Raw genomic sequence first — 25140 nt, 5'->3', positions numbered from 1 at the left:
GGTAGTGGAGAAGGAAATACAAAGCCGCCAAACAGCGGTAGTGGCGAAGGAAATACAAAGCCACCAAGCAATGGGGAGGGTCATGGAACGCCAATGCAACCAAGTAATGATGGGAATTCAGGAGAGAATCCAGCCAATAATGGTTAATAAGTAATATGAAAATATTGTTGGTCCTTTGCAAATTTAAAAAAAGCATAAATATATTAGTAAATGAGGAACAACGTTTAGGAAGTAGCTAGTAGTCGTTGAAGTACATGGTAAGTCGAAAGGGTGAAGTCTCTTTATATAGTACCTTTTAAATGAAAAATGCGCTATTCTTTCTGTAGAATCATAGGAAAGGATGGCGTTTTTTATGTCTGTTTCTGTGTCTGACGAATTACAACTATTTGCTCAAGAGATTCAAAGTTTTTTATCTCCAAATACCTTACGGGATCTTGCTAGAGATGTTGGTTTTGTACAACGAGTGAACCGGCACTGACAGATATATCGGTGGAGATAAAACGTGGCGAGACTGTGGGAATTATCGGTGGTACTGGTTCAGGCAAATCTACATTTGTGAACTTGATTCCGAGATTTTATGACGCTACCTCTGGACAAATACTCGTCAATGGAATTGATGTAAGGAATTATAGTCTACATGAGTTACGCGGTGAGATCGGAATCGTTCCGCAGAAGGCACTGCTCTTCACAGGGACGATTGCGCTCATGTTGTATACGAATCCGCTCATGACCGTCGTCGTGCTGTTATCTGCACCAGTGACTTTCTTCGTAGCGCGGTTCATCACGATGCGCTCCCAGCAGCTATTCCGTGATCAGGCCCGCATATTGGGTGGACTGAATGGCTATGTCGAGGAGATGATCGGCGGGCAGAAGGATGTTCAGGCCTTCCGTTATGAAGATCACTCTTTTGCGGAGTTTACAGCGCGAAATGATAAATTGTATCACGCAGGGGTAAAATCACAATTCGTCAGCTCTCTGTCGAATCCATCCACCCGTTTGGTGAACAATGTTACCTTCTCAATCATCGCCTTAATTGGGAGTATTATGGTCATTATGTCTAGAATATCGGTCGGGGGATTATCGAGTTTCCTGATTTATGCCAATCTGTTCGCTAAACCGTTCAACGAGATTACCGGAGTAATTACACAGTTGCAATCAGCTACGGCCTCGGCGTAACGTATCTTTCAGGTACTTGATGAATCGGCGGAGTCACCGGAGGCTGAAGATGCAGTTCATATCCCAGCTAAGCAGGGGACGATTACATTCCATCATGTGAAGTTCGCTTACCAGCCTGACCGTCCCCTTATTACCGATTTGAACCTAGTTGTTGAACCAGGAACACGTGTCGCAATCGTGGGACAGACGGGTGCTGGCAAGACAACATTAGTGAATTTGTTAATGCGATTCTATGATATTGATGCCGGTGAGATTGCGATAGATGGTATTAATATTAACGATATGGCCCGTGATAGCTTACGCCATACTTTTGGGATGGTGCTACAGGATACTTGGCTGTTTGGTGGGACAATCCATGACAATATCGCCTTATGGGAAACGGAATGCTAGCTAGGATGAGGTTATAGCAGCCGCTAAGGCAACTAACGCCCACAGCTTCATCAGGCGGCTGTCGAAGGGCTATAATACAGTAATCAACGGCTCCGGCGACAGCCTGTCCCAGGGACAGAAACAGCTCTTGACAATCGCTCGGGTTATGCTGGTTGATCCGCCTATGCTAATTCTCGACGAAGCGACGAGCAGCATTGATACGCTGACGGAGATTCGTATCCAGGCGGCGTTCCTGAAGATGATGGAAGGCAGAACGAGTTTCGTTATCGCTCACCGTTTGTCGACGATCCGTGAGGCAGATATGATCCTCTACATGAAGGACGGGGATGTCGTCGAAAGCGGGAGTCATGAGCAGCTGCTGGAGCAGGGTGGGTACTACGCCAATCTGTATAACAGCCAATTCGCGGCTGTGAATGGTTAGTAGACTATTTGTAACATTATTCCGAAAGTGCTCACGATGCGTGGACCGGGTCTTGGCCTAAATAATCTCCATCATTTTATACTATATTTATCATATGTATTAGAAGATGGTGCAACATTAAAAATTAACTCTGATACAGTGTAGTCATATTGTATCAGGGTTTGTATTATTTTATAAAAAAACATAATATATTCAGTTGAATAAACTTTGCTGTAATGAATAATAAGAGTAATCAATGCGTTTCAGTAAAAACACCTATTGCTTTTTTTAACTTATTATTTCTCCCTATAAATAATTCTCCCTTCTATCCATTCGGAAGAAAAGGAGGCGATATAACAAGGAATTATTGTTTGAACTTTTAAAAGAAATTGCCGGAGCAGTTGTGCGTGAGCTTTCAGCCTACATATTAAGATAGCAAATGCAAAAAAGATAACAAAAAACCCGCGCTTCACCGACCAAAGTACAAGCGTGGGTCTAAAAGAAAAAGATAATGCATAATAACAACCACCTTGACAGTAGCAGTTATGAAACGGGATGTGTCCAGCATTTCGCCTATTTTATTTTATCATTATAAAGAATGAAGGAATCCCCACTTTCACTTCTAAACGAAGTGAAAGTGGGGATAGTTCAATATATTGTAAATAGAAAGAGGATTAAATTTAGGAGAAAATTTGCATCTTGTAACTACAGTTTACTTTGCTGTAAAGAAACAAAAAAACATTTTTCTTATTCAATAATTCCAATTTCTAGAGCCTTTTGAACAGCTTCTTCTTTGTTACGGACTCCTAACTTTGTATAAGCTGTGGAAGCATAATTTCTGACCGTACCATTCGATAAATATAACCTTGATGCTATGGTAGTGTATCGAAGTCCCTTTGCTACTAGCTGCAATATTTCTATCTCCCTAGCTGTTAGCTCATAAGCGGTTGCTTTTGATTGTGGTGTCTCTTTTTGCGCATCAAACTTCTCAAATATTTTGTGAGACATTCCCTGATCAATTAGTGTCCCACCTTTGTGAATAAGTCGGATCGTATTAGCTAGCTCCAATGTTTCAATGGATTTGAGTAAAAAGCCATCCGCACCGTTGCGAAGCGATTCCAACGCCTGTTCGGTATCCTGAAAAGTTGTGAAAATCAATACGCGGATATGTGGCCATTGTTGCTTAATCTTTTTGGTTGCTTCAACTCCATCCATGTGCTGCATATCTAAATCCATAAGTATAACATGGGGTTGAAGACGTCCACACAAATCGATGGCTTGATTGCCATCCTCAGCTAAACCGACTACATTTAAATCTTCATATCTATCGAGTAGTGTCCTCAAACTTTCCCGAACAAATGGTTGATCGTCTACAATTAACAAACGAATAAGTCCATCTTTTATTTCAGTTTGTCGCGGTATGGTACATGTAACAAGCATTCCTTCCTCTGGCTTTGTATATACAGACAATTGCCCTTGTAAATTCATTGCTCGTTCTTTCATCGCATTCAGACCGAAGCCTTCCTGCCATTCTACATTTCCTTTTCCATTATCTTGAACTTCTAGTCTCGTATATTGTTGTTCAAACTGCAATGAAACTATAATTTCAGTTCCCTGACCATGACGTACTGCATTCGTAAGGGACTCTTGTAAACAACGAATGAATGCGATCTTCGCTTGCCGAGACAGTGGGTATTCCTCTCCGAATGTCCTAAAACTTACATTTACCTGAGCGTGCTCCTGAAATTCGACTCCAAGATTTTGTAGAGATTGAATCAAGGAAGGCGATTGACACGGAGACTCCATTTGATGTAAGTAACCTCTCACATCCTCGATGCTTTTACGTCCCATTTCAAGCAGAGAATCTAGCCTCTGTATACCCATTTCAGTAGCAATTTCGGTACGCAACGTTTCCATCCCCATAATAATAGAAGTATAAGCGTGACCAACTGTATCATGAAGCTCACTCGACAGTCTGTTTCGTTCTTCCGCCAGTGTAATGCGTTCAATCTGAGACATATATTGCTCAAGTACCGCGTTTTGTTTACGAATCGCTTCATTTTGCTTATGATTGACGATTAATAAATGGAAAGCGAAGCCCATTACATAAGCAAGTCCATAGTAGGTAACTAAAATCCAATAGCTATTACTTGGCGCAACCGCATAGAGAATTCCAGTTGTTATAAAAACTGTTGTTGGAGCTGTCCAATAATAGGACAAATGCTTACTATTCGCAGCAATTAGAAAAGCCGATATCAGAAATGTAACGTTAGCTTCCGGAAATAAAGAGGTTAAATATATACACAGTCCACCATATAGCAGTATTTCTGTGAACAAGTAATATTTGTAATTGAACAGTAAGGCTACCCATGGAATCGAGAAGGCAACAACCTCCCAAAAAATAACAATCCAAAGTGGCAATGTTAAACTATCCTGAAAATCGAATGTGGTTATGGCGATAGAGACACTAACAAGTATACGGACTCCTAACATAATCCAATCGTACCAAAACCAATACTTAACCATATCTAACAAGTCATTTACCCCCTAAGTAGCCTACCTTTTTACTTCATATATTATAATTTAATTCTTCATGCCTATTATACTTTTAAATTTAAAACTGCGATACTACTCACAGATTGCAAACTTCTATCGATTTAGTTGCCGAATCATGATACGTGTATAGCCCCCAAATTTCTTTGTCAAACCATCTACTATTCTAATACTTATGGCGATACATACTATACCCATAAACATTACAAAGAGTGACTTGGCAAACGTATCTATCTGTATGAATATAATATTCATTTCAATGTATTGATACAGTAGTGGTGCCAATAGCAACATAAGTGGCATTACATAAAAAATGATTGCACTAATGAGACTGAAAATGCCAATTACTAATTTCTGCATTAACCAATAGACAGCACACCAAGTGCGACGATCAGTAAGCACTAATTTCACCTGAGCCCAGTTCGATGTATCTATTGTTATACTTCTATCATAAGGGTCTGTTGAAATATCTGTATAAATTTTCGTCTGTATACGCTCGAATTGGATAAAAGGTGTAGTAGTCTGTAGTACACGTATAACTAGTGGAATCCCAATTACAGTAAATGAAAGGGTGAAACTGAATAGCAGAGCTATTAGATAAAAACAAAAATAAAAAAATCCTGTAACGAAAGTTAGCAATAAAAAATAACCATTCTGGATGAATCTTGATTTCATAAAGTTCTCGCTCCTATCTATGTAATAACCGAATTGTACTGCTTTTTTTGTCATTCTCACTAGTGTAAAAGTGTCATATGACATTTCTAAATGATGATAAAAAGGGGGAGAGTAACCTACTTCTGGTTAAAAAAGATGCTTATATCAATCACCATAAAACAATCCCGTTCTTGCAGATGCAAGAACGGGATTGTTTTATACTTTTATTTAATATGAGATGGACTTGTTTTTCGAATATGAAACATAATATCAAATTGCTCAAGCAATGACGTATCAAAGTATGCCGATTCGTTCGGGAAGATTTGTCCCCCTATACTTAGTAATGGTCTTTTTGCTTTAACCCATTTTTCTGCTTGTCCTTTAAGGTGACGGTTATCCAATAAAAACATGTTATATGGTACTTTTCCGAGAGTATAATTGAAACTTTTTACATCTTGTGGAATAGTGTCGGTTGTAATCTTACCTCCAGTGGAAGGATCATATTCGCTGTATAAGGTAAAATTCCCCTCCGTAGTTGTACTACCAATTGTGACATAATTATTGTCTAAACGTTCCTTCAAAAATTGCCCCGCAACATAAGGGTATAATTTCTCATCGATAATTCCTTTAGCTATATGAATATTGTGTGCCCATACCATCGTTTTACCACCAAATGTTTCTTGTGCCCACATTGCATGATCGGCCAAGTATTGCTCATGTAGCTTTAACATACTTGGATAGTCGTTAGGAATTAGCATTGTGGTAAATTTCTCTATTGCACTTGCCGTTGCTTGCGCCCAGATGTACTCGGGTGAAGCTATTTCTGTGTTGGCTTGCCCATTCTCATCTTTTAGTAATTGGGCTACTCTCTCAGCGTTTGCTTTGAACTTTTCTTTTATTTCAGGAGCAAGGTCCATATATTCCTTTGTACTTCCATTAAAAGCCGACAATTCTTTATAATTTCCTTCTACTTCTGCCAGCAAATCTGGTCGATGTAGTCTTACATAATCAATCACTTTATTAAAGCAACCTTGGTCCAACTCCTTTAAGTCGAGCCCAATAAATTGGATCTTTTTTTTATTGGATGGATCAGCATTATAATCTTTCATCCACTCAATCATGGCTATAATTTCATCAGTAGGATATAACAAGTTTAAAAATTCCCTAGGGTTTCCTTTTCCTGTTTGGATATATTCATTTAGTTTTAAGCCGTTTCCCCAATCTTCTTCCATTGTGAAATTTGTAAAACCCATCTCAGTAACCAAATATTTTACAAGGCGAAACTTCATAGTGAAAATTTCAGAGCTTCCATGAGTATTCTCTCCTAATCCTACATATTGTGCGCTCCCAATCATTTTCTTAAGTGGTTTTAAATCCTCAAATGATTTTGACGGCTCTATCGTTTTTAATGGGTAAGCCTGTGATTGTATGGATTTAACTATATTTTTTTGTATTGATTGACCTGAATTTTCGACTGCTACTGTTTGAGCCTTTCCTACTTCCGCGCATCCTGTGACTAATAAAGCTGTACTAACCATTGCAATTATGCTTTTCTTATTCATTTTTTCCACCTCAATTGAATTATTTGTAAAGCAAGATTGATTCATTGTACTTGCATGAATCAATTGCCTTAATTCAATTGTTATCTATTCCATATCATATTTTCTAGTTACATATTGTCATAAGGTTAATTGACACAGGTCATAGACTAATCATTACATTTTTGTACTATCGGTTATGACAACTTATAAATAATAATTACATTGATGAGTCGTAAGTAAGACTAGACTATAAATTGGGGAGGGATTTTAAAGATGAATGAATCTGTATACAAAAACATTTTTATTCTAAGTTGTGTCTGTGGAAATGACAAGAAGTAAATTCGATAAACAAGTGAATGAAAGGGGAAGGGCGGATTAAAATGATATTACACGCAAAATCGTTCCACAATAAAGATAAAATCCAACGTGCTAAAATAGGACTTCAACTCTTTTTGAGTATCTTAATCATTACTTCTATTATCCTAAATGTAGTAGTAATAATTACGAAAAGTATGCCGCTTATTGTGGTATATATGTTTACCCCAGCATTTTCTTCTATTTTGACTCGCATAATACTGAAAGAAGGGTTTAAAGATGTATCTTTTAGTCTCGGTAACTTAAAGATATGGAAGGGGATTGGGTTTGCTCTGCTAATACCTATGATTATTTGTGGAATTACTTATTCTATCGCCTGGTTGAGCGAAATTGCGGGGTTTCAGCATCCCGAAGGTGGTATGTTAGAACCGATCTACAATATACTTGGACTTCAGTATGTACCGGAACCATTCAGTTTTATTTATCTAGTAGTATTGAGCGGCGTTTTAGGAAGTTTGCTTAACTTAATCCCAGTTTTAGGAGAAGAAATGGGTTGGCGAGGTTATATGCTTACAAGGCTAGTCGATGCAGAGTTTTCACGGCCTATCCTTATTAGTGGATTGATTTGGGCAACGTGGCATGTTCCAATTGTTATTGCTGGTCTATATGTAGAGGGATCATCTGTCCTACTTTCAGTACTTGGCATCTATTTTTGTATTGTGCCCTTCAGTTATATTACAGCTTATTTACGACTTATCACAGGTAGCGTTTGGCCTTCGGTTATCATCCATACTACTTGGAATGCCATTATTCAAGGACCTTTCGCACGTGCAAGTACAGGATATCAAACTGAGATTTGGATTGGAGAATCTGGCTTGATAACCGCTATTATTATCTTGGTTACTGCAATAATTACGTCGCGAATCGTAAATTTTACTAAATAGCATACGGATGTGTTTTAAATTCAATTAGTGAAATATGACGAGGCGAAATAAGATGCACCTAAAAATATTAGAAAAAATCTAGTTGAATGGACTCTTACTTAATCTTAGGCTGCTGGATATATGGGAGGCATCAAGCTAAGGGTTTAATTTATAAAAATAAACTTGGGTGCCATAAAAAACATAATGTTTTCATTTAAAGGCTATGAGATGAAATTTCATCATCTTCATCAAGTTTGACCTTCAGGAAATAAAAAGTTAAACGATTATACAAATACTCTAACTGAAAAAACGATAGTCCTTTTATCAAAATGTAGAAGGACTATCGTTTATTTTTTTGACAAAATTAGGGGTTGATGTTCATAAAAATGGATAATATAATTCGTATTTTACGTAAAGAGAAAAATTTTCCCCTAGAATATTAAGCTAAATATCTTGGTGTGACGGTTAATTTAAGTTTCACTTTATGACTTGTAAAGGGCTGTTCAATGCATCGTACTATTAAAAAATCTAAATTAAATCATTAAATTGCGATAAAATGTGGTCGGAAATAATGAAATTTTAGGAAAAATAAGGTACACTAGTCTATGATTTTAGTTGAAAATCGTTTGACGTTACTGCATACGGGGGAAAGATTGATGAACAACAATACAACAAATGAATCAGTTGAAGAAATTGATCAAAAACGAGTAAGATCAAAAAAACGTTATACAAATTGGAAGTTTATCGCAGCGGGTATTGGTGTAATTGCACTTCTTATTGGGGGAATGAGTTATTATCAGGCAACTCACTTTAATTCGAATGTTACAATTAATGACACAAAAGTTGGTGGTCTGAGCGCTGATCAGGCAATACAGAAATTAAAGACATCTGGACTAGCAAACAAAGTCTATGTTGATCAACAACAAATTTTAGATGAAAAAGATACAAAAACGGAACTTACGGAAAAAGATTTGCCTCAAGTTAAGAAACTATTAAAAAGTCAGTGGACATTTTTCCCTTCCTCAAAGGGAGAAAATTATTCATTGCTACCAGAGAAGGCAGATCAGTATCGTAGTGAAACGATGAAGAAACTTGTAGAAGAAACGCTCATCTCTATGAATGAAAAATTAAAAGCGCCTCAAGATGCTATGGCGAAGCTAGAACAAGGGAAAATTGTTATCTCGAAAAGTGTTGAAGGAAAACAGTATGATGTTACTAGTCTACTGAAAGATTACGATAAGCAAAAATATAAAAGCGAAATTCATCTGAAATCTGCATACATAAAACCTATTAAAGAAGACGATCCGATTGTCAAAAAAGAGGAGAAAGCACTACAGAATCTTCTTGGGCAGTCTGTAGAGTATAAAGTGCAGGATGAAGTTTATCCTTTAAAAGCGAAAGATTTAATTCAAAATGCCTCTATGTCAAAGGATATGAAAGTTACAATTGATGCGAGTGACATTAAGAAGAAAATTACTGAAATTAATAATGCCAAATCAACATTAAATAAAGATTTCTCATTTAAAACGCATTCCGGTTCAGTCATATCAGTAAAAGGGCAAGGATACGGCTGGGCACTAGATGTTGAAAAAGAAACTAAACAAGTTCAACAAGCCTTTGAGAAAGGCGAAAAGTCGCTTTCTGCTTCTAATATTCACGGAAATGGTTGGGAGAAGGAAGGTATCGGTTATAAAACAACAGCGAATAATGGCATCGGAGACACGTATGCGGAAGTTTCAATTGCAGAGCAACAAATTTGGATTTATAAAGATGGAAAATTAGTCGTTACAACAAATGTAGTAACGGGTAAACATAGCACGGGTGAAGATACATCACCAGGTGTTTGGTACGTCCTATACAAACGAACACCATACACGCTAAGAGGTAGCGCAGTAGGGAAAGCTGATTATGCGGTTAAAGTAGATTACTGGGTTCCATTCACAAATAGCGGTCAAGGATTCCACGATGCCGGCTGGCGAAAAGACTGGGCAAATAATGCTTATTTAACAGGTGGATCAGGTGGGTGTGTGAACCTTCTTCCTAATGTTGCAAAAACTGTATATGATAGTTTGAACACGTATGATCCAGTTATCGTGTACTAGAAAATAGCTACGTATCAAGAAATAAACAAAGCAGGAAATCTTATCTGATGGTATATGAAAAAACACCTCTTGCATTCGCATACTAAGTGTGCAAATGCAATGGAGGTGTTTTTGTTTGAATACAAGAGTGTATTGCTTATAAGAAACAAAGTAGAAAGAGATTAAGAATAAGTATTCAAATAATCAATAAAATTGACAATGAATATCATTTTCACTTAATATAGAATCGTCGCATTTAATTAGACATGAATTTTTTGTTAATATAATAGATTTCTATTAAGTTGTCATATTTACGAACTATTATTAAATATTTTAAGAATTTAAACGTAGGAAAGGGTAATATAAAATGAACTGGAAAAAAGGCGGGTTATGGGTTATTATTTTTTTCGTTGTAAAAGGCACGATTTCTACACTTTTAATCGTTACAGGTGCTAAATATTTTGATTTATCATTTATGCAACTTATCTTATTAATTCTGACCTTATTAGTGATTTCTCTAATAAGTCGAAAGTTACTGTATAGACATAAACAAAACAAAAAGCAAAAAGAGCTAAATATATAATGAAGCCCCAGAGACCATTGGATTTCTGGGGTTTTATTTTGATAGTTTTTTCGCATGTATATTAATTTAACAGAATAGGTTGTCCAAAATGATAAAATCGATGATGTTTAAAATGCGTCAGTTATTTTTACATAAGGATTGTAGAGAGCCTTTGAATCAATCTTTATTCTGAAGCGACAGACACGTATAAATTATGCTCTTTTTTCAATTGGTAGTTTAAATGTAAAAGTACTGCCTTCTCCTAATTTACTTTCAACCGTAATTTCTCCTCCATGTAGTTCGACAATCCATTTTACCATCGACAATCCTAAACCTGTGTTTCCGATGTTTGAAGATGTTCGTGCTGCGTCAACTCGATAGAAGCGGTCCCATATTTTTGTAATATGTTGCTCGCTGATGCCGATGCCATTATCGGAGACTTTACCTATTATGTTGGTTTCATCACGGAATAGTTGCATATGCACAGTTCCGCTCGCTTTACTATAAGCAATCGCATTCGTTAGTAAATTCATTAATAAACGCATCATCAATGTTTGATCTGCTTTAATAAATAGGTCTTCCTCTATATTAGTTGTTATATCAATCGAAGCTTCTTGAACCATTAATGAAAGCTCTTCTACAACGATTTCCGTTAATTCACTCATATTGATACATTCAAATTGGAAAGTATTATGGTTTCCTTGGTCAGCTCGTGCTAATAATAAGAGTTGTGAGATTAAAGCGGACATTTTACGTGATTGTTTTAAAATTACTTCTAACGATTCTTCCATTTCTTTCGGATTATTTCTCTGCGATAAAGCGTATTCGCATTGCGAAATAATAACAGATGTTGGTGTTCTTAATTCATGAGATGCGTCAGATGTAAATTGTTTTTCACTTTCGAATGATGTCTCCAATCGCTCAAACATTTTGTCAAAGGTTTGTGCTAAATGATACATTTCGTCTTTCGGTGAACCTTGTAAATTAATTCTCTTCGAAAGGTCTTTACCATCACCAATTTTACTGGCTGAATCACTCATTTGTTGCACAGGTCGAAACGCTCTTTGCGTAATAAAATATCCCCCGACTGCCGCAATGAGAATAAGTAATGGGAATGAGATGATTGTTACCACAATAAGCGTATTCATCGTTGAGGATAATTGGTTCATAGTCATTATTCCACGAACCCAGACTTGCTCATCGCCGCCTGCATTATGGAGAAAATCATATACAATCCATTCTTTATTGCCGTCTTTAATGGTTTGTATTTCATCGGATTTAAGCGATATCTTTTTATTAAAGCTTGTTGGACTATGTCCTACCAACAGCTCACCTTGTTTACTATAAATACTAATATTTACTCCATCTTCTAAGGTTTCAAAATCATCGTCAATCTTTAACTGCCCATGCTTATATTTGATATCTTCCATGCTTTCTTTTACTGTGCTCTTCAATTGATCTTTCATATTAAAAAGCAAAACTTTATCTGAAGAAGTTAAAATAAAAGCTAACACGAGTGCCATAATAATTACAATTAGCCCCGTATACCACAGGGTCACTCTCATTTTTATTGATAGTCTATTCATGATTCTACTCGCAATACGTAACCAGTTCCGCGCACTGTATGAATTAACTTCGTTTCAAACTGGCTATCAATTTTTTTACGAAGATAGCGGACGTAAACATCAATAATATTCGATCCGCCTTCATAGTCGTAATTCCACACATGTTGCTCAATTTTATCTCGTGTCAGCACAACTTCTTTATTACGAATCATATATTCTAAAATAGCAAATTCTTTACTGGAAAGAGTGATAACTTGGTCTCCTCTTGTTACTTTATGCATATTGCAATCTACCACTAGGTCAGCGATTTCAAACACATTAGATGTATTTCCTGTTTTTCTTCGCATTAACACTCGAATTCTTGCTAACAGTTCATCAAAAGCAAACGGCTTTACTAAATAATCATCTGCACCTAAGTCGAGTCCTGTTACACGATCATCAATTGTATCTTTAGCTGTAAGAAGCAAGACAGGAGTTGCATTATTGTCCGCGCGTAATCTTTGTAATACGCGTAAACCATCTATTCCGGGAATCATAATGTCAAGGACAATCAAATCGTAGGTAGCCATGTTTATATAATCCAGGGCATCTTCTCCATTCCCACATGCATCGACACTATAATGTTCTGCATTTAATCGTTTCACCAATATATTTTGTAAGTCTTGTTCATCTTCGACGATAAGAACTCGCATTAACATTCTCCTTCTCTTCTTATTAATATGTATCACTATAATTCCAAAACATTAAAGAAAGATTAGAAACTAGTTAATTATATCATTTTATCCCGCATTAACGGGCAGTAAGACTCCTCCCTCAAAATTCGGTGAATGCGAGGTAGGTAGGGATTAACTGCCTGTAAAAGCCTTCACTTTATTTTTTTGTACATTAATCTTCCTTTAATGTTTGTTCAGTAATATAAAGGCAAGGATAAGGTGCACATGTAAAGGGAGGAAAACAGAATGGGAAAATGGATGCTGATTGGAGCAATGTCCTGTTTATTCTTAACAGCTTGTTCTACTCAAGTTGATAACAATACAGAAGTACAACAACTGAAAGTGGAAAATGATAAATTACAAAAAGAAGTCGCTCAACTACAACAAGAACCAAACAAAACACAAGCTGCTACAAATGATAAGAAACAAATACAAGATTTCAAAAACGAAGTCTCATCTATTGTAGAAAAGGCAAATAACACGAAACCAGTTGGAGCAAAAGAAGATAACTTAAATACGTACTTAGCAGCAAAAAAAGAAATTGACCAATTGGATGACAAGATAGATCTATCTGATAATCAGCTAGAAGCAGATTATCACGCTGGAACGATAACTGTTGAGCAATATCAAACGCAAGAAAAAGAACACGATATACTGGAAGATCAATTAGAGCAAGCAGAAAATGCACTTGAAGCAAGATTTGGAATAGAGGATTAATCATTAAGGAGTGGATGAAAATGTTAAAACATAAAAAGAAAATAATTATAAGTGTAATTACTATTTTAGTAAGTGGTATTGCTATTGTTGGTGGATATTATGGTATGGGTTACAATTATGCAAAAAAGAATGAAAACTACACAGAGAAACAAGTTCGTGAAATTTCTTTAGCTCATACAAATGGAGAAATTATTAATGTGAAAAAAGAATTTGAATTAGAAGATGACAACTTAGCACAATCAAAATTTGAATATGAAGTGGAAATCAAGACACCTGATAATCTGTTAAATATTTTAAAAGTTAGTGCTAGAACAGGTACAATAGAACTCAATAATGAAGATTAAATAAATATCGCTTATTTGAAAAAACTCCTAACAAAATTTGTTAGGAGTTTTTTCATGTTTATACTTTACTATTTTAAAATGTGGAAAATCTCCATACTTCTACAATCTATATAAATGACTCAAGCTTCGTATCTTTTGAATGCCCTGAAGTGCTAAACCTAAGTAAAATAATGAACTATCCTATGGAAGAAAGTTGAGGGAGCTAATCGCATATATTTTATTGAAAGGATGTGATTGAATTATGGAACGGCCGAATTGGGGAATTGGAGGATTAGTATTCGTTGGCTGTATGTTTCTTGGTGGAGGAGTGGGATCTATGTTAGGTAATGCCCAAACTGGATGGCTAATAGGAATGGGCATTGGATTTCTTGGGATGGCTTTAACGAGACTAATGAGAAAATAATGTAACTGAGATTCTTCTTCTGGTAAATAAGGAAATATGTAAGTAATTCATGGCATCAGAGCTCTATAAATTATAGTTAGAAGCTTCTCTTTTCTAAATTTCTCCATACATAGATATGATTCTCAAATCGGAGAATGGCACCTTAAGGTGTCTTTTTTATGCTCTTTAAAAATGTCTTAACATATATAGCCGAGTTAATTTAAATAATCAAGAATAATTGAGCTAATAGCTCTCGGTAGATTGCCATCATTTTTTTAATAGATTAGATTCATTACCGTTTCAGACCTATGTATTCATTCATAACTTAACAGTAAAAGGGGGGATGATTAAAGGTATGGCGTTTAATGATGAATTAATTTGTCAACAGTTTGCAAGAATTATCGGCGGGCAAGAAGGATTCGCCGGTGGGAAATGCGTGGCAACAATAAACAGGGATGAAATACGAGCAACAATCTTAGGAAAACGTTTTAGAGTAACAACTTCCTTTTCATTCGAATCACGAGACAATAAAACTGGACGGGCATTATGCCTAGGCCGAGTAGCACTCTTACAAAAAGAAGTCACTGAATTTGTGGCGACAATTATTAAACAAGGAATAATCGTTTCGTCTATACACAATGAGTGGTTATGTGATGATCCAAATTTGATTTACGTTAATATCGAAGACGTTGATGATCCACTAAATTTTGCAAGAAAAGTGAGAAGAGCGTTATGCACGTAATCAATTTCTTTAGTTAAACGAGTGATTATATTAAATTGAAAAGTTCAGCGTGTTGGATGGTTTTATAAAACGAAAGAAGGTGTTTCATATTTGGAATGCCTTTTCTTTATGTTTTCGTTACTAATGTGGGTGGTTAACGGATTATATGCTGTTTATCTTGCAACAGCAAAAACTGGACGAGGTATCTTTAAAAGTTTTTGACTGTCCGTATATACCATATTTTATCAAATGTTATTAGCATATCATAAAACGACAGGGGAGAAATCGCCAGAGAAATACGTCAAATTAGTCATTCCTTCTATAATCTAAGGGGACGTTTTTGTTTTCGAAAAATAATAGGTAAATCATTTGACAATTAAAATAATCTACTTTAATATATATGCCATAGCATATATATGGTGAAACAAATACATTCATTGTGAATGATTGACTGGTATGCTATATCCTTTTATATCTTAATTTATAGAGGTGATATATGAACTTACATGATTTAATAGGCTATCTTGTTCATCGTACTGATGTGAAAATGACCAACTATTTTACGAAGAAATTAAAGCCTTATGGAGTTACGCCAGAGCAGTGGGGGATTATTAGTGTTCTTTGTAGCCAAAGGAGCACTACTCAAAAAGAGTTGGCGGAAGCTATTGATAAAGATCAAACTACTGTTGTTAGAATGATACAGTCAATGGAGAGAAAAGGGATTGTAAAGAAGGCTTTGAATGACCAAGATAGGCGTTCACATAACCTATTTTTAACTGAAAAAGGTGACGAGTTAAAGAAAACAATCTTGCCTGTAGTGAAAGACGCTCACCATTTCGTTACGAGTAATTTCAGCGAGGAAGAAATTAAAGTATTACAATCGTTATTAAACAAATTGTATGATACACACTATTAATATTTGTTCCTTATTGATGCTACGCTATTCATAAGGAACAAACTTTGTTTTAGGTATTGCATATGCTATAGCATATAATTTTTGTTTGGACGAATGGGAAGATAACTTTATTTTGTATGATATCTGATTCAGGGTCACTTTTTTGCCTAGTACCAGTCAAATTTTTGTATTATATATGCTATAGCATATAATTTTCGGCCCTTTAATATTGAGAAGGGTAATGTAAATTGAAGCGACTTCCATACGGGTAATCTCAGGAAATAGGGTAAAGGTAGTGACTACTACCTGAACAATACTGAGTTTTTATCAAATAATAAGAAAGGTGTGATTACTATTTTAATTTTCATCAATATTGTAAAAGTAGTGTTGTTTCTGTTCTTTTTAATGACAGGAACGAAAATTATATCCGGGAAAATGGCAGATGAATTCAAACGATTTGGTTTACCTTCGTTTTTTAATTTCTTAACTGGAGCTTTTGAGATTGTAGGAGCGATTGGAATGTTGATAGGAATTTGGATTCCAACAGTAGCTTTATTAGCAGGATTGTTATTAGGCGGTACGATGCTTGCAGCCGCATTAACTCTAATTGTATTAGCGAGAGATCCCTTTAAGAAAGCAATACCTGCACTTGTTTTGTTTGTCCTTAGTTTAGGGATAAGTTTGTATCACATTTTTTAAACATAACTGAAAACTATTAAACTTTCACTTTATGCGTTCAAGTTACTATCGTTTTGTGATTATGTTACAAATAGGGGGATTCTCCAATTAGTGCTTGAATAATAATAGCAATACGAATTTAGACATTACGATCATTCGGATCATAATCAGTAAAAGAATGGGAAGAATTTTTATACAAAGGAATTCCCGATGAATTTTATATTAAAAATAGGAGTGAGTGAAAATGGCATATTTATTACAAGTTGATTTTCCGTTTGAAGGTCCTTTTGGTGAAGAAATGGAAAAAGGATTTTGGGATTTAGCAAATAGTATTAACGAAGAAGAAGGATTCCACTGGAAAATATGGACTGAGAATGAAGAAACAAAAGAAGCTGGAGGCATTTATATATTTGAAGAAAAACAAGATGCTGAAAAATACGCGGAAATGCACAAGAGCAGACTTGAAGCAGCTGGTGTTAAAGATATTAGAGTAAGAATTTTTAACATCAATGAAAAATTAACGGAACTGAATCGTGGGTATATTAAATAATTTCGACAGTTGGAGCAAGCGTAAAAAGGAGGGGGATAATCCCCTCTTTTTTTAATTCTTAAATTGATGGTAAGGGGGCTCACATAAAAAATAATCAATTATAAAAGTGATTTTGAACGTAAGGAATTTGTAAGGAAGAGGTAAGAAAAAAGAGATTTTCCTTGTGTAAGATGAAAATGGAAAGAAGAGTGAGAGGAGAAAAATACTATATATTTCTATAAAAAACAAATCAATTAATAAGACTTGTTTGGAGGAAAAGAGACATTACAGATTCAATGTCGTCCTTTTGCAGTGGGTTAAGAAGAAAGCTGTGTGATTAGTTCCAAACAGCAAATAACCATTTATACAATATGAATAGGGGAGAGGATTATTTTGATGAAAAAGCATCGTCAAATTACATGTACAGGTTTAGCCCTTTTAATAACTGGAGGTTCCCTGTTTTATACAACTCCAACCTCAAGTGTAAAAGCGGAGTCCATTCAAAATGTATCTAGTTCGTTACAAACAAGCAACCAAAGAAATCGAAATTCCGTCAAAGAGGCCATGCGGGATACATTGAAACTTGGATATCCAGGGATACTTGCTAAAACTTCTGAGGGTGGAAAAACATGGAGTTATGCGGCTGGTGTAGCTGATCTGAGTAACAAGAAAGCAATGAAAACAGATTTTCGTTTTCGGATTGGCAGCGTGACAAAGACGTTCACTGCAACAGTTGTGCTTCAATTAGCAGGAGAAAACCGCCTAAATCTAGACGATTCTATTGAAAAATGGTTGCCTGGTGTCATTCAAGGGAATGGATATGATGATAAACAAATTACTATCCGGCAATTATTGAATCACACAAGTGGTATCGCTAATTACACAAGGTCAAAGGATTTTAATATGATGGATACAAAAAAATCCTATACTGCTGAAGGATTAGTAAAGATGGGAATATCCATGCCTCCAGATTTTGCTCCAGGAAAGAGCTGGTCGTATTCAAATACAGGATATGTATTACTAGGAATTCTTATTGAAAAAGTAACTGGGAACAGCTATGCGGAAGAGATTGAAAATCGAATTATTGAACCACTTGAATTAGCGAATACATTCTTACCTGGAAATTCAAGCGTCATTCCAGGAACCAAGCATGCCCGTGGATATATCCAATTAGACGGAGCAAGTGAGCCGAAAGATGTTACTTATTATAACCCAAGTATGGGGAGCTCGGCCGGAGATATGATTTCTACAGCTGATGATTTAAACAAATTCTTTTCTTATTTACTTGGGGGCAAATTATTGAAAGAACAGCAACTAAAGCAAATGCTTACAACAGTCCCTACAGGAGTAGATGAGCTTGGCGATTCCGGGCTTGGAATTTTCAAAATGAAGCTTTCAAACGGTGAATCGATATGGGGGCATGGAGGAACCATTCCTGGCTTTTTAACTTTTGCTGGGGGCACACTTGGAGGCAAGCATACATTGGCCGTCAATTTAAACAGTATTAAAGCTGATAGTCCTGATCCTTTTAAAAATATTTTACTTGCTGAATTTAGCAAGTAGGTCAAAGAGGAGAACGGATAAATTTTATCATATTTTCATAGTGGAACAAACAAATGATGAAAACGGTCACTTATCTAAGGAGGTAATTCCGTGATGAAAAATAAGCTAACTGGTGTGTTAGCCACTGCATTAGCGGTAACTATGATTCTACCAACAGGAGTGAAAGCATTTTCTGAAAGTGAGACTACAGTTGTAACTGGTGAAGAAGTAGCTAGTCAGGAACTGAAGAAGATTGCAGCAGAGAAGGCGGAGCTACTTACAAAGTCTTATGAAGCGAATAGCGTGCAGTATGCGCTAATTGATAATGGAAAACTTATTTTGTCGGGTCAGGCTGGCAAGAATGATTTGGAAGGGGAAAAGCCGCTAACCAAAGATACTCAATATGGGATTGGTTCAGTCAGTAAAATGTATGCAACAGCGGCTGTAATGAAATTGGTCGATGAAGGAAAAGTCGATTTAGATGCTCCTGTTGTCCGCTATGTTCCTGATTTTAAGATGAAAGACGGTCGATATAAACGTATTACACCACGTATGTTATTGAACCACTCCTCTGGATTGCAAGGTTCTACGTTAGGTAATGCATTTTTATTTAACGATAATGATACCTATGCCCATGATACCTTGTTACAACAATTGTCAAATCAAAACTTGAAGGCGGACCCTGGTGCTTTCTCGGTATACTGTAACGATGGCTTTACGCTGGCCGAAATTTTGGTGGAAAGAGTTAGTGGTATGGGCTTTACCGAATATCTACATCAAAGCTTTACAGGACCCTTAAAGATGAATCATACGAAAACGCCGCAGGACAAATGGAGGGATGAAAATCGGGCTGGACTATATTTCCCGGCGTACCAAGGACAACTTCCAATTGAATCGGTGAATGTTATTGGTACGGGAGGCATATCTTCTACGGCAGAAGATATGGTGCGATTCTCACAACTATTTATGGGACAGGGAAAAGGAATCCTCTCTGATAAGGTAGTCAAGGCGATGGAGCAAGATGAATATAAAAAAGGAATGTGGCCGGGGGATGGTGATAATATTTTTAACTATGGTCTTGGCTGGGATAGTGTGAAACTATACCCATTCAGTGAATATGGGATCAAAGCTTTGACTAAGGGCGGCGATACGGCACTGCAACATGCTATATTAGTCGTGCTTCCGGAACAGAAAATAGCAGCGGCTGTATTGTCATCTGGTGGACGGAGCTCTACAAATCAACTAATGGCAACTGAATTGCTACTCGCCACGCTTAAAGAAAAAGGTACTATTAAGGACATCAAGCCGAACAAATCCTTTGGCAAGCCGGTCAAAGTCAAAATGCCTCAAGGCGTAGCAAAGAAAGCTGGATTTTATGGTAATAGCGAAACTCATTTTAAGATTGAAATTACGAAGAACGGTGAACTATTCTTACCATCTAATCCACAAGAAAAATATGTATATACTGCTGATGGAAGCTTTATTAATGAGGGGGGTACTTCCAAGCTCAACTTCGTAACCGAGAAGAATGGAAGAACTTATTTGAAGGAGAGCACATATAAATCGCATCCAGGTTTAGGGCAAAGTGTGATGACCCACTATTTAGCTGAGAAACTAGAAGACAACGTGCTTTCGAAGAAAACCGCTGCTGCATGGGCAAAGAGGGAAGGTGTCAAGTTTTATCTTGTGAACGAGAAATTTAGTTCTATTCAATATCTCGTTCAACCGAAACTTCTTAGTACTCAAATTACTCGCAAGGAAGGCCCAGCAGGCTATTGGGATGGCAGAAAAATTACAGGTCCGAACACCGCGGTGCATCAGATCCAAGTACCCGTGATGAATGGTCGTGATACGACGGAAACGCATTTCTATACAGAAGGCGGCAATGAATATATGGAGATGGCTGGATTGTTATACGTAAGTGAATCTAATGTAAAACCAATTGATGTAGGCCAATCATCCAAAGTTACGTTGGATGCAAATGGATATGCGAAATGGTTTACAATTCCACAAGCGGCAACAGACAAAAGGATGACCGTAACGCTGCCATCAAATGGTTCATTTGCGGTGTATGATGAGAAGGGAGTTTGCGTCAACTTCACCATTGTGAGTGGCAATAACAAGGTGGAACTTCCGAAGAACGGAACAATCGTATTCGCTGGGGCACCGAAATCGGAATTTGCAATCTCGGTGAACTAGCTATAATTTAAGATGATCTTAAACAAAACCAGTACGGTACAGAAAAGATGTATTACTGGTTTTGTTTGTATTTATGCATTCTCAATGAAAAAACTTGAATAATATCACTCTCAAGCACTATAAAAACATCAAAACTAGAAAATTAGTATCTCTAGAAGATGTACAGTTTTTTGGGAGTTGAATAATTTTAACAGCGTAGAGAGATTAAATTTCTACTCTTTTTCTTCTTAATTGGGGTACGACCTCAATTAAGAAGGTTTCTTCAATTAATAGAAATGTATGTACATACACATTGTATTTTCATTCCATAACTTTTAAAATTTTGTTCACGATAGTTTGATATTGTAAAAAAAGAAAATATGTGGCACGACATCACTTTGTTTTTTATATAGCTTTGTAATTAAACTATAGTATTATATTTTTTCTTCATTATTGAAATTAGTAATAATAAAATGTATTATTGAAAAGCACAATTTATAATTCAAGTAATCAAGCATATGTACCTATAATAATTTGAACATTCAGAAATTATAATATTGTCTAAAAACGAGGTGAGATTCATAGAAACAGTACATATTAAGTGGTATGGCATGTATAGTATAAATGACTTTTATAATAGGGAAGAAGCTTCTAAGAAGGGGATATTTGCAATCTCTAGAGTATATGCTAAGAATGTAACATTGCTCTATATAGGACAAACCAAAAGAAGCTTTATACAAAAGATAAGAGAACTTAATAAAGAGTGGACTTTTGATGAGAGCGAATTAAAGATTACATTAGGAATAATAGAATTTCCTAGTGGTGAAATTTACTCTGAAAAGAAGGTAAAAGAGATAAAATCTCTTTTGATTTTACGACATACCCCATTAGAAAACGAAACATCTTTATTATACTATAGAGGGAAATTTAATTTAAAAATTATAAATAAGGGAAGAAGAGGCTTAATTGTTAAAAAGCTTTCTACAGGAGATCTAATGTGGACGTAATTGGAATCACCTTTGAATAAAATTGAAGGTTTCTTAAGTGCAGAAGCTTATCAATTTTTAATGTATTAAACTATTTTGAATAACATATGTCAGATACTTGAAAAAACACAAATTATATTATGATATGAAATCCTGTATGGAAAGTGTAGTTTATTTCTATTGTTTAATAAAAATATTAAGAATTTTAGGGATAATACATAAAGAGTAGAGGAGAAAGTAAAAACGGAGGTTTGAAGAATGGGACAAGTAAGCAGATTTCAAGAAAAACAACAGAATCGTCGTCAAAAGGCAATTTTTAATATTGCATTTACTTTGGTATTAGTGACAGTTGGTATAGTGACATACCAGTTGTTTACCCCTTCTAATACATCAAAGAAAGCAATTGCTCAAGAAAAGAAAGTAACAAAGATAGAAGAGAAGAAAACTGAAGATAAAGAAACAGCAAAGATAGAAGAGAAGAAAACTGAAGATAAAGAAATGGCAAAGATAGAAGAGAAGAAAACTGAAGATAAAGAAACAGCAAAGATAGAAGAGAAGAAAACTGAAGATAAAGAAGCAGCACAGTTAGAAGGGAAACAAAAAGTAGAAAAATCGGTAAAAACGAGCGGAAATGAAAATAAAGAGGAAGAAAAAACGGTATCTCAAGAAAAGGATTCTCAAACTAATCCTTCATGGAAGCCAATTGGTACAGAGCAAGGAGCAAAACCTGAAATGAAATTTAAAGAAGGAACAGTAGATTGGAGTGAGATGAAAAAAGCAATCTCTTATGCTGTTAATGTTCCAGAGAGCCAATTGATTTTCGATTTTATTGGAAATAATGGTAATAATAAAGCCTACGGTAATGTACGAGATAAACAAAGTAATAAAAAATATAAGGTTAATATTGATTGGGTAGAGAATCAAGGGTGGAAACCAGCATCTGTACAAGTGGTAAAATAAAGAATAGAAATGTAATTATATGTTTAAAAGTTTATACTTGTAAAAACTCATAAAAGAGTTTGTTTCAATCAGGACTCTTTTTGTTATGTTGACAGCATTAATTACTCAGGCTCAATTGTGAGATCCTGATGCAGACAAAGTTTGAAGTTTATTAAAATCTACCTGATTTAGTGCTTCGAAAGGTTCAAAATTGCATTTTTAAAGCACTAAATAATTTATGGTACCTTTTGAAATATTTTTGGTCTCATTTCATTAGAAACAATTTCGTCTATATAACTAAAAAATGTATTATAATATCTATTGAACAGATGAATAGGATAACAATTACCTGCTGTTAGCAAGTTGCAGTATATCTAATGAAAAGATCACTTGTTTCTAAGACAAGTGATCTTTTCATATACATTTCCTTTACTTTACTATTTTTGAAATTGAATAGATATTTCAATCTGTGTAATTACAATAGACTTGATTAAAATTAAAACTGCAACAAGGATAATACCGTCCATATTTGTAGTAAGAAATATATATATAATATCTTAATGCAAGGTTGGCCTATATTCTATGAAGATATTAAAAGATTATAGGAAACACTGAGAAACCGGAATTATTTTTATTACAATATTTATGCATATTTAGGTCTAAATAGCTGGGTATTAGCTAAGAAACTTGAGATATTAGACTCCTATTAAGTTAAAAATGGCCTTAAGTATATTTCCCATAAAGAAAATTATGTAAATAAGCTGTCCATATGGGCAGCTTATTGTATTTTTTGGCTTAGCTTGTTTTTTCCGAAGTGCTGGCGCTTCCTCTACAAGTATTCTTGCATTTAAATTATTTTTAATATATTATATTTATATGGTTATATAGAAATGGACGTATACAAAAAGTCTCAAATCTATTAATAAGATTTAAGTCCTTTTCAAAGATAAAAAGATTGTACCGAAATGGAATAAAACTTATACTTTTCTTTTTAATATGTATCTAGTAAAAAGACATTTTTCATCAATAAAATTGTATTTTCAATATAAACGGAAGTTTATTTATTTTCAATGATAGGAAATAGTGGGTCTAGAACATAGAGGAACAAGGAAACATATAGAGAAATCTGAAGAACCTGAAAACTATTGTATGTAGTTTGTTCATCTCAAGTACAATAAAAGAGTCTTACCTCTGTAGGCAAGACTCCACTAGTGTAGCTGTATAATATTTACATATCAACTAAAAAACAGAAACCATATAACACCAAGTAGCAGAATCCTAATATTCCTCCTACAGCTAATACTTGTTTAAACCAACTCTTAAATTTTATATTACTGTAAATATCTTGAACTTTTTCCATATTTCCTCCTATTAAGGCGAATCCTTAAAGACTCTCACTTCGTTATGGTACCATTAAAGAATGGCTAATAGAGGTCAAATATTGTCAAAACGTATAAATATGCAATATTGCATACAGAAATGTATTGTTACAAATGTAAGCGTTTACTATAATAAGTGTATAAAGTTTAATCACATCCCAGTACTAACAAAAGAGGAGGAAATAATATGGAAATCGCAATGGCAGTTTTAAAATTTATAGGTGGAGCAATCCCATTAGTTCAAGAGCTTCTAAAAGCATTTATGTAAATTCACTATTTAGCAATTATTTATAAAAATTATCATTCGTATGAGTAAAGCCCCTTTAACAATATTAGGGGGCTTTTTAAATTTCTACATATTTAAGGTTACGTCACATCAATATCAAGTTAAAAGTAAATTTTAAGAATAAACCTATAGAGGATATTTTATAGTGAATCAAGATCCTTTTACAAAGTTGTAGGCATTAAACTCCTACGGCTTTTATTATACTTTATTGAAGTAAAAAGTCTCTTCAGATTATCTCTCCGTTTCAAAAAACTCAATCCACTCCCCATCAGGACCAGCGAAGAATATGTAACGTGTTCCATCTGGTAATGTTTCGATTTCTTCTCCTAGTAAAAAGGTTACTGCGTGTTTCTTTAGTCTCTCGATTTCATCTTCTAATGAATCTACCTTAAAGCATATGTGATGTACTTTTCCTTCTGCTGGCAAGGAAGAATTGTAGCCTTCAATTAATTCGAGTATCGTTTCTTTCGATTCTTCCACACCTAAAAAAGCGAGTTTTAAGTCTGGATTCGGGTGCCCCATACGTTGAAGGAGCTGTAAGCCGACTACTTCTTCATAAAATGAGATAGATGCTTCTAAGTTTGCAACCATAAGTCCTACGTGTTCAATTCTTCTAACTGGCATGTAGATTCCTTCTTTCTGAAAATTATATACAATATATTATTGAAAATTAAGAAAATAAGCAAGATAA

22 protein-coding genes and 3 pseudogenes are annotated in these 25140 nt (G+C 35.3%); 18 read left to right on the top strand and 7 right to left on the bottom strand.

Features of this window, described 5'->3' with window-relative positions; translation table 11 throughout:
* The first annotated feature begins 352 nt into the window (after positions 1-352).
* The 3 genes and pseudogenes from ATL10_RS31880 to ATL10_RS32205 all read left to right on the top strand — a co-directional run bounded on the left by ATL10_RS31880 (position 353) and on the right by ATL10_RS32205 (position 2478).
* A complete protein-coding gene (locus ATL10_RS31880) occupies positions 353-478 on the top strand; it encodes a hypothetical protein (protein ID WP_255259072.1) in 126 nt (41 codons plus the stop codon).
* Positions 460-1987 (top strand): annotated as a pseudogene (locus ATL10_RS32355) (ABC transporter ATP-binding protein); the annotation flags it as partial. The gene ATL10_RS31880 and the pseudogene ATL10_RS32355, both read left to right, overlap by 19 nt.
* A 310-nt stretch (positions 1988-2297) precedes the next feature.
* Positions 2298-2478: pseudogene (locus tag ATL10_RS32205) on the top strand (hypothetical protein).
* 235 nt (positions 2479-2713) lie between these two features.
* Here ATL10_RS32205 and ATL10_RS13770 read toward each other — a convergent pair.
* The 3 genes from ATL10_RS13770 to ATL10_RS13760 form a co-directional block, all read right to left on the bottom strand.
* Positions 2714-4501 (bottom strand): helix-turn-helix transcriptional regulator, encoded by a 1788-nt coding sequence (locus ATL10_RS13770; RefSeq protein WP_098508543.1) that lies wholly within the window; start codon positions 4499-4501, stop codon positions 2714-2716.
* Positions 4502-4615: 114 nt separating this feature from the next.
* The gene (locus ATL10_RS13765; protein ID WP_097914605.1) at positions 4616-5194 is read right to left on the bottom strand and encodes a sensor domain-containing protein; all 579 of its coding nucleotides are present in this window, start codon (positions 5192-5194) and stop codon (positions 4616-4618) included.
* Between the two features lie 203 nt (positions 5195-5397).
* Positions 5398-6735, bottom strand: a complete 1338-nt coding sequence (locus tag ATL10_RS13760) for an erythromycin esterase family protein (protein ID WP_016512591.1) — start codon at positions 6733-6735, stop codon at positions 5398-5400.
* Positions 6736-7094: 359 nt separating this feature from the next.
* Between ATL10_RS13760 and ATL10_RS13755 the strand changes: the two genes are divergently transcribed.
* From ATL10_RS13755 to ATL10_RS13745, 3 genes are all read left to right on the top strand, one after another.
* Positions 7095-7973 carry a CPBP family intramembrane glutamic endopeptidase gene (locus ATL10_RS13755; protein WP_016512592.1) on the top strand — a complete coding sequence of 293 codons (879 nt, stop codon included), beginning with the start codon at positions 7095-7097 and terminating at the stop codon, positions 7971-7973.
* 635 nt (positions 7974-8608) lie between these two features.
* On the top strand, positions 8609-10054 hold the full coding sequence (locus ATL10_RS13750; protein WP_001064063.1) for a L,D-transpeptidase family protein: 1446 nt from the start codon (positions 8609-8611) through the stop codon (positions 10052-10054).
* A gap of 346 nt (positions 10055-10400) precedes the next feature.
* The gene (locus tag ATL10_RS13745; protein ID WP_001104104.1) at positions 10401-10616 is read left to right on the top strand and encodes a hypothetical protein; all 216 of its coding nucleotides are present in this window, start codon (positions 10401-10403) and stop codon (positions 10614-10616) included.
* A 191-nt stretch (positions 10617-10807) separates the two neighbouring features.
* Here ATL10_RS13745 and ATL10_RS13740 read toward each other — a convergent pair whose 3' ends face one another.
* Complete coding sequence (locus tag ATL10_RS13740) at positions 10808-12181, bottom strand: sensor histidine kinase (RefSeq protein WP_098566996.1); 1374 nt, start codon at positions 12179-12181, stop codon at positions 10808-10810.
* Positions 12178-12852, bottom strand: coding sequence for a response regulator transcription factor (locus tag ATL10_RS13735; RefSeq protein ID WP_001264528.1), 675 nt, complete (start codon positions 12850-12852; stop codon positions 12178-12180). Before ATL10_RS13735 ends, ATL10_RS13740 begins: the two co-directional genes overlap by 4 nt.
* 267 nt (positions 12853-13119) lie before the next feature.
* On the opposite strand from ATL10_RS13735, the gene ATL10_RS13730 reads away from it, so the two are divergent.
* From ATL10_RS13730 to ATL10_RS13685, 11 genes are all read left to right on the top strand, one after another.
* On the top strand, positions 13120-13590 hold the full coding sequence (locus ATL10_RS13730; protein ID WP_029442741.1) for a hypothetical protein: 471 nt from the start codon (positions 13120-13122) through the stop codon (positions 13588-13590).
* A gap of 20 nt (positions 13591-13610) precedes the next feature.
* Positions 13611-13934 (top strand): PepSY domain-containing protein, encoded by a 324-nt coding sequence (locus ATL10_RS13725; protein WP_000912137.1) that lies wholly within the window; start codon positions 13611-13613, stop codon positions 13932-13934.
* A 241-nt stretch (positions 13935-14175) separates the two neighbouring features.
* A complete protein-coding gene (locus ATL10_RS31260; RefSeq protein WP_000441010.1) occupies positions 14176-14337 on the top strand; it encodes a hypothetical protein in 162 nt (53 codons plus the stop codon).
* Positions 14338-14659: 322 nt separating this feature from the next.
* Positions 14660-15058: a DUF1259 domain-containing protein gene (locus ATL10_RS13720; RefSeq protein ID WP_000589730.1), complete on the top strand. Its 399-nt coding sequence runs from the start codon at positions 14660-14662 to the stop codon at positions 15056-15058.
* A gap of 475 nt (positions 15059-15533) precedes the next feature.
* Entirely contained in the window at positions 15534-15953 is a 420-nt protein-coding gene (locus ATL10_RS13715; RefSeq protein ID WP_110497021.1) for a MarR family winged helix-turn-helix transcriptional regulator, read from the top strand.
* Positions 15954-16280: 327 nt separating this feature from the next.
* Complete coding sequence (locus tag ATL10_RS13710) at positions 16281-16631, top strand: DoxX family protein (protein WP_033657524.1); 351 nt, start codon at positions 16281-16283, stop codon at positions 16629-16631.
* A 223-nt stretch (positions 16632-16854) separates the two neighbouring features.
* Positions 16855-17160, top strand: a complete 306-nt coding sequence (locus ATL10_RS13705; RefSeq protein ID WP_016512594.1) for a monooxygenase — start codon at positions 16855-16857, stop codon at positions 17158-17160.
* 375 nt (positions 17161-17535) lie between these two features.
* Complete coding sequence (locus ATL10_RS13700) at positions 17536-18702, top strand: serine hydrolase domain-containing protein (protein WP_072939515.1); 1167 nt, start codon at positions 17536-17538, stop codon at positions 18700-18702.
* Between the two features lie 93 nt (positions 18703-18795).
* A complete protein-coding gene (locus ATL10_RS13695; RefSeq protein WP_142669957.1) occupies positions 18796-20880 on the top strand; it encodes a serine hydrolase domain-containing protein in 2085 nt (694 codons plus the stop codon).
* Positions 20881-21431: 551 nt separating this feature from the next.
* Entirely contained in the window at positions 21432-21866 is a 435-nt protein-coding gene (locus ATL10_RS13690) for a hypothetical protein (RefSeq protein ID WP_002094078.1), read from the top strand.
* A gap of 237 nt (positions 21867-22103) precedes the next feature.
* On the top strand, positions 22104-22805 hold the full coding sequence (locus tag ATL10_RS13685) for a YrrS family protein (RefSeq protein WP_098284649.1): 702 nt from the start codon (positions 22104-22106) through the stop codon (positions 22803-22805).
* A 1207-nt stretch (positions 22806-24012) separates the two neighbouring features.
* Here the strand turns inward: ATL10_RS13685 and ATL10_RS31870 are convergent.
* Positions 24013-24144, bottom strand: a complete 132-nt coding sequence (locus ATL10_RS31870) for a hypothetical protein (protein WP_000416932.1) — start codon at positions 24142-24144, stop codon at positions 24013-24015.
* 99 nt (positions 24145-24243) lie between these two features.
* On the opposite strand from ATL10_RS31870, the pseudogene ATL10_RS32200 reads away from it, so the two are divergent.
* Positions 24244-24431: pseudogene (locus tag ATL10_RS32200) on the top strand (hypothetical protein).
* A gap of 249 nt (positions 24432-24680) precedes the next feature.
* Here ATL10_RS32200 and ATL10_RS13675 read toward each other — a convergent pair.
* Positions 24681-25073: a VOC family protein gene (locus ATL10_RS13675; RefSeq protein ID WP_001145271.1), complete on the bottom strand. Its 393-nt coding sequence runs from the start codon at positions 25071-25073 to the stop codon at positions 24681-24683.
* Positions 25074-25140: the final 67 nt, after the last annotated feature.

Origin of the sequence: Bacillus sp. 196mf (assembly GCF_003217275.1) — a bacterium.
GTDB classification, from domain to species: Bacteria; Bacillota; Bacilli; order Bacillales; family Bacillaceae_G; genus Bacillus_A; species Bacillus_A thuringiensis_S.
This window is presented reverse-complemented; position numbering and strand designations above follow the sequence as displayed.